This window comes from Sphaerisporangium sp. NPDC005289 (assembly GCF_040607455.1).
Lineage (GTDB): Bacteria > Actinomycetota > Actinomycetes > Streptosporangiales > Streptosporangiaceae > Sphaerisporangium > Sphaerisporangium rhizosphaerae.
In genome coordinates this window covers 1-5,075 of sequence record NZ_JBEXGS010000056.1, presented here as the reverse complement: position 1 = coordinate 5,075, position 5,075 = coordinate 1, and the positions used below count along the sequence as shown (strand labels likewise).

Here is a 5,075-nt window from a genome sequence, read left to right as displayed (position 1 = left end):
CCCACCGCATCCACACCACCGACCAACAACCCCCACAACCGCTCCGGACCATCCACCCCACCCGGATAACGACAAGCCATCCCCACGATCGCGATCGGCTCCCGAGCGCGGTTCGTCAGCGCGCGGTTCTGCTTGCGCAGCCTGGCCGTCTCCCTGAGAGAGGCGCGCAGTGCCTCGACGATCTTTCCGTCACCCTCCGCCATCTCCTCACCCCTCCTGGGTCTCGTCGTCCGGTTGCCCGTTGTCCAGCGCCATCCTGATCAGGGCTTCGGTGTCCAGTTCGTCGATCGCGTCGACGTCCGCCGTCTCGTCCTGGGCCACGGCTCCGTTCGAACCGTCGGGACGCACTCCGGCGAGCTCCAGCAGCCCGTCCAACAGCCCGGCGGCGCGCAGCGCCGCCACCTGCACGGTTTGCAGCGCCTTGCGGATCGCCGTCTCGTCTCGGCCGTCGGCGGTGACGTGATCCCCACCGTCGGTCTTCGGTGTTATCTGCCTGATCACGTAGTCGACGACCGCCCGGACCGATGGATGATCGAACACCAAGGTGGTCGGCAGCCGGAGCCCCAGCGCGGTACCGAGCCCGTTGCGCAACTCCACCGCCGCCAGCGAGTCGACGCCCAGCTCATGGAATGCCTGGTCCACCGGCAGGGACGCGGGCGAATCGTGGCCGAGCACCGCCGCTGCCCGGGCGCGTACGAGTTCGGTCACCGCTGCCTGGCGCTCCGCGGCGGGAAGCTCGGCCAACCGATCGGCGAACGAACCGGCACCAACCGGAGCATCCAGCGCGGCCCTGCGCCGCACACCCACCAGATCACGCAACAACGCCGGCAACCGCTCTGCCGACTGAGCCCGCAACGAACTCACAGACCACCCGGCCGCCACCACCACACCCCGCCGGCCCTCACCCACCACCCGATCCAAAACCGACAAACCAACACCAGCCGACAGCGGGACCAACCCCTCCCGCACCATCCGCTCCCGATCCCGATCCGACAACCGACCCGCCATACCCCCCTCGGCGTCCCACACCCCCCACGCCAACGACACCCCCGGCAAACCAGCCGCCACCCGACCCAACGCCAACGCATCCACCGCAGCATTGGCCGCCGCATAATTCCCCTGACCCGCCGCACCCAACGTCCCAGCCAGCGAAGAGAACACCACAAACCGCGCCAGATCCCCACCACGCGTCAACTTATCCAAATACCACGCCGCATCCACCTTCGGCCGCAGCACCGCCTCCACCCGACCAGCCGACAACGACGAAACCACCCCGTCATCCACCACCCCCGCCGCATGCACCACCGCACGCAACGGCCACGCCCCACCCATCTCGCCCAGCAGCGCGCTCAGAGCGTCCCGATCAGCCACGTCGCAGGCGGCGACGGTCACCTCGGCACCCTGCTCGGTCAGCTCATCACGCAGCTCGACCGCCCCAGGAGCGTCCAAACCACGCCGAGAGACCAGCAACAGATGCCGCACCCCATGCACCGCCACCAAATGCCGCGCCACCAACGCACCCAACCCACCGGTACCACCAGTGACCAACGTCGTCCCATCGACCGGCCACACGACCTCGGCATCCTCACCGCCCACCTGACCGGCTTCCCCAGACGATGAGATTCCGCCCTCCGGGCCGGGGGATGCCAGGTGCGTCATCCGGGACACCCACAGCCGACCGCCGCGCACCGCCACCTCCGGCTCACCACAAGCCAGCGCGGCACGCACACCACCCGCAAAGCCGTCCTCACCACCATCGACGGCGGCCGGCACGGCACTCGCCGACGCCCCATCAGGACCAAGGGCGACCTGCGCGTCTTCCAGCGAAACGTCGTCCGGGTCGAGGTCGATCAGGGTGATGCGGCCGGGTTCCTCCGCCTGAGCGGCCCGCACCAGCCCCCACACCGCAGCCTGCGCCGGATCGGGAACCTCCCCATCGGCCACGGCCACCGCGCCCCGGGTCACCACCACTGCCGGCCGCGCGTCCGCCTCGGCCAACCAGGTCTGCAACTCACCCAGCACTTCACCGACGACCCGGCGCACCCGCACCGGAACCGGAACGTCACCCTCCACCGGCCCGTCGCCACCAGCCTCCGCGCCTCGGGCAGCGGATTTCGCTCCCACCGAAGAGGCGACATCCAGCATCGCGACATCCAGCGCCCCGGCAGCGGTCTCGTCGGTCTCGGCGGGCCCGCGCTCGTCCAGCGCCCGCCAAGCCACCTCGTACAACCACCGCGTCGAGACCGCGCCGCCCAACTGCTCAGGAGCCAGCGGTCGTGCGGTCAGCGTCTCTACCGAAGCCACCGGTCGGCCGGCGGGGTCGGTGAGGTCCAGCCGGGTGACCGCCTCGCCGTCCAGGCGGCGCAGCCGTACGCGCAGCGCGGTGGCGCCGGCGGCGTGCAGGGTGACGCCGTTCCAGTTGAACGGAATCAACGGACCGGTTCCCCCGGCATCCTGACCGGCATCCTGCACGGCCAGCATGCCCACGTGCATCGCCGCGTCGAGCAACGCGGGGTGAACGCCGTAACCCGCCGGATCAGCGACATCAACCGGCAGCGACACCTCGGCGTACAGGTCGTCATGGTCTTCCCAGGCGCGAGTCAGGCCATGGAAAGCGGGGCCGTAGCCGTAACCGTGGTCGACCAGGCGGTCGTACAAGCCGATGGTGTCCAGTGGCTCAGCGCCCGGCGGAGGCCAAGCCTGGCTCAACTCCGCCGGGGTGTCTTGAGCGGGGGTGGGGGTCGGGATGAGGGTCCCGGTGGCGTGCCGAGTCCACTGCCCGTGGTCGTCCTTGGAGTGGATGGCGATCTGGTGCCGGCCGTCTTCGTCGGGTGGGCTCAGGATGATCTGCAGAGTGATGCCGTCGCTGGTGCTGTAATGGCCGGTGCCATTGGTGGGATCGGGAATCGGCAGGGGAGCGTGCAGGGTGAGTTCGTCGATGGTGGGGCAGCCGACCTGGTCTCCGGCGCGCAGGGCCAGTTCGACGAAGGCGGTGCCGGGCAGGATCGGGGTGGCGTTGATGGCGTGGTCGGCCAGCCAGGGCTGAGCGGTGACCGAAAGGCGGCCGGTCAAGATGGCGCCACCGTCCGGCTGCTCCACCACCGCACCCAGAATCGGGTGATCAGCGGCACGCAGACCGAGCGCCGTCGGGTCACCGGCCGGCGCCGAATGCAGCCAGTAACGGCGATGCTGGAACGGATAGGTGGGCAGATCCAGATCGCCGACGCGGGCCCCGGCCGAACCGGCCGTGCCGGTTCCGGTGGTCCAGGCCGGCCAGGCGGTCCAGTCCACGACCGTGCCACACGTCCACGCCTGGCCCAGCCCGGCCACCAGTTGAGCGGTCTCGTCCCGGTCGCGGCGCAGCAACGCCACCACCACGGGCTCACCGCCGTCGTAGCCGATCCCGCGCCCGCCATCACCACCGCGAACCTCGGCATGGTCGCCGTCCCCACCACCGGTTCCGTCGAGGTGCCGGTCACCGGCGTTGTCGTGGTGGGCGAGGGTCTGTTCGATCATCGGGGTGAGCTGGGCGTCCGGGCCCGCCTCGATGAAGCAGCCGACCCCGTGTCCGCGCAGGGTGGTGATGGTGCCGGCGAACCGGACCGGCCGGCGCACGTGCTCGACCCAGTAGCCGGGCTCGGTGATCTCCTCGCCGGCCAGGTCACCCGACAGGTTGGACACCAGCGGCAGCTCCGGGCGACGCAGCGTCAACCCGGCCACCACCTGCTCGAACTCGGCCAGCATCGGCTCCATCAACGGCGAATGGAACGCATGCGACACCCGCAACGGCCGCGTCCGATACCCCTGCTGCCGCGCCCACTCCACGACCTGATCCACCTGGTCGGCAGCGCCGGAGACCACCACCGAACCCGGCGCGTTCACCGCCGCCACCGAGATCTCGCCACGCCCGGCCAGCACCGGGGCGATCTGCTCCTCGCCGCAGCCGATCGCCGCCATCGCACCACCGGACGGCAACCCCTGCATCAACCGCCCACGAGCAGCCACCAACCGGCACGCATCCGCCAAATCCAGAACCCCGGCCACATGCGCCGCAGAGATCTCCCCCAACGAATGCCCAGCCACAAAATCAGGCCGAACACCCAACGACTCCAACAGCCGGAACAACGCCGTCTCCACCACGAACAACCCGGCCTGAGCGAACACCGTCTGATCCAACACCCCACCAGCAGCAGACCCGCCACCGCTAACACTCGTGTGGCTGGTCTCCCCGGCCTGGCCGCTCTCGCCGGCCTCGCCGATCCCGCCCGTCCGGCCGTTCTCGCCGCTCAGGTCGCTCAGGCCAGAGCCGCCGGTCTGGCCGTTCTGGCTGGACTGACCGTTCTGGTTGGTCTGGCTTGCCTCACCGGACTGGCTGGTCTGACCGTTCTGGCTTGTGTGGTCGTACCAGCCGTTCTGGCTGTTGTGGCCGAGGATGATCTCTCGCAGGCTCACACCACCGGCCAGGCCGGTCACCACGCCGGCAGCGTCGGCGGCGGTGAGTTCGGCCTCCAGCAGCGCGCAGGCCTCATCGAAAGCGCGGGCGAACACCGGGAAAGCCGCATACAACTCCCGGCCCATCCCCACCCGCTGAGCACCCTGACCGGAGAACACCACCGCCACCCGGCCCGGCCGCACCCGACCCACCACCGCAGCCGAACCCAACAGCCCAGCCGCCAACCCACGGGTCGTCAACCCGTCGGTCGTCGGTTCGTCGGCGGCCAGGGTACGCAGCGCGGCGAGCAGACCTTCTCGGTCGGCCGCCGGTAGCACCGCTCGGTACTCCAGGGTGGCCCGGCGGATCAGGGCGACCGCCACCTCCACCGGACCAGCCGCCTCATGCCCGACGACGAACTCCGCCAGCCGAGCGGCCTGCGCCCGCAACGCCGTCTGGCTCTTGGCCGACACCACCACCGGAACCATCGCAAGCGCCGACACCATCGCAGGCGCCGGTGCGGTAGCCGCGGGGTCGCCCTGGGCCGTTGTGGCCGTGTCGCCGTCTCGCTCGCCCGACGGCACCCCTGCAACCGGCGCGTGCGGCGGCTCTTCGGCCGGGGGTTCTTCGAGGATGATGTGGG

General features: G+C 70.3%; 2 protein-coding genes. Both read right to left on the bottom strand.

What is annotated here, in order from left to right; all coding sequences use genetic code 11:
• Window positions 1-203 (bottom strand): polyketide synthase docking domain-containing protein (locus tag ABZT47_RS40225; protein ID WP_354854062.1); only part of this gene is annotated, 203 nt, incomplete at its 3' end.
• Window positions 204-207: 4 nt separating this feature from the next.
• A complete protein-coding gene (locus ABZT47_RS40220) occupies window positions 208-4,938 on the bottom strand; it encodes an SDR family NAD(P)-dependent oxidoreductase (protein ID WP_354854059.1) in 4,731 nt (1,576 codons plus the stop codon).
• Window positions 4,939-5,075 lie beyond the last annotated feature (137 nt).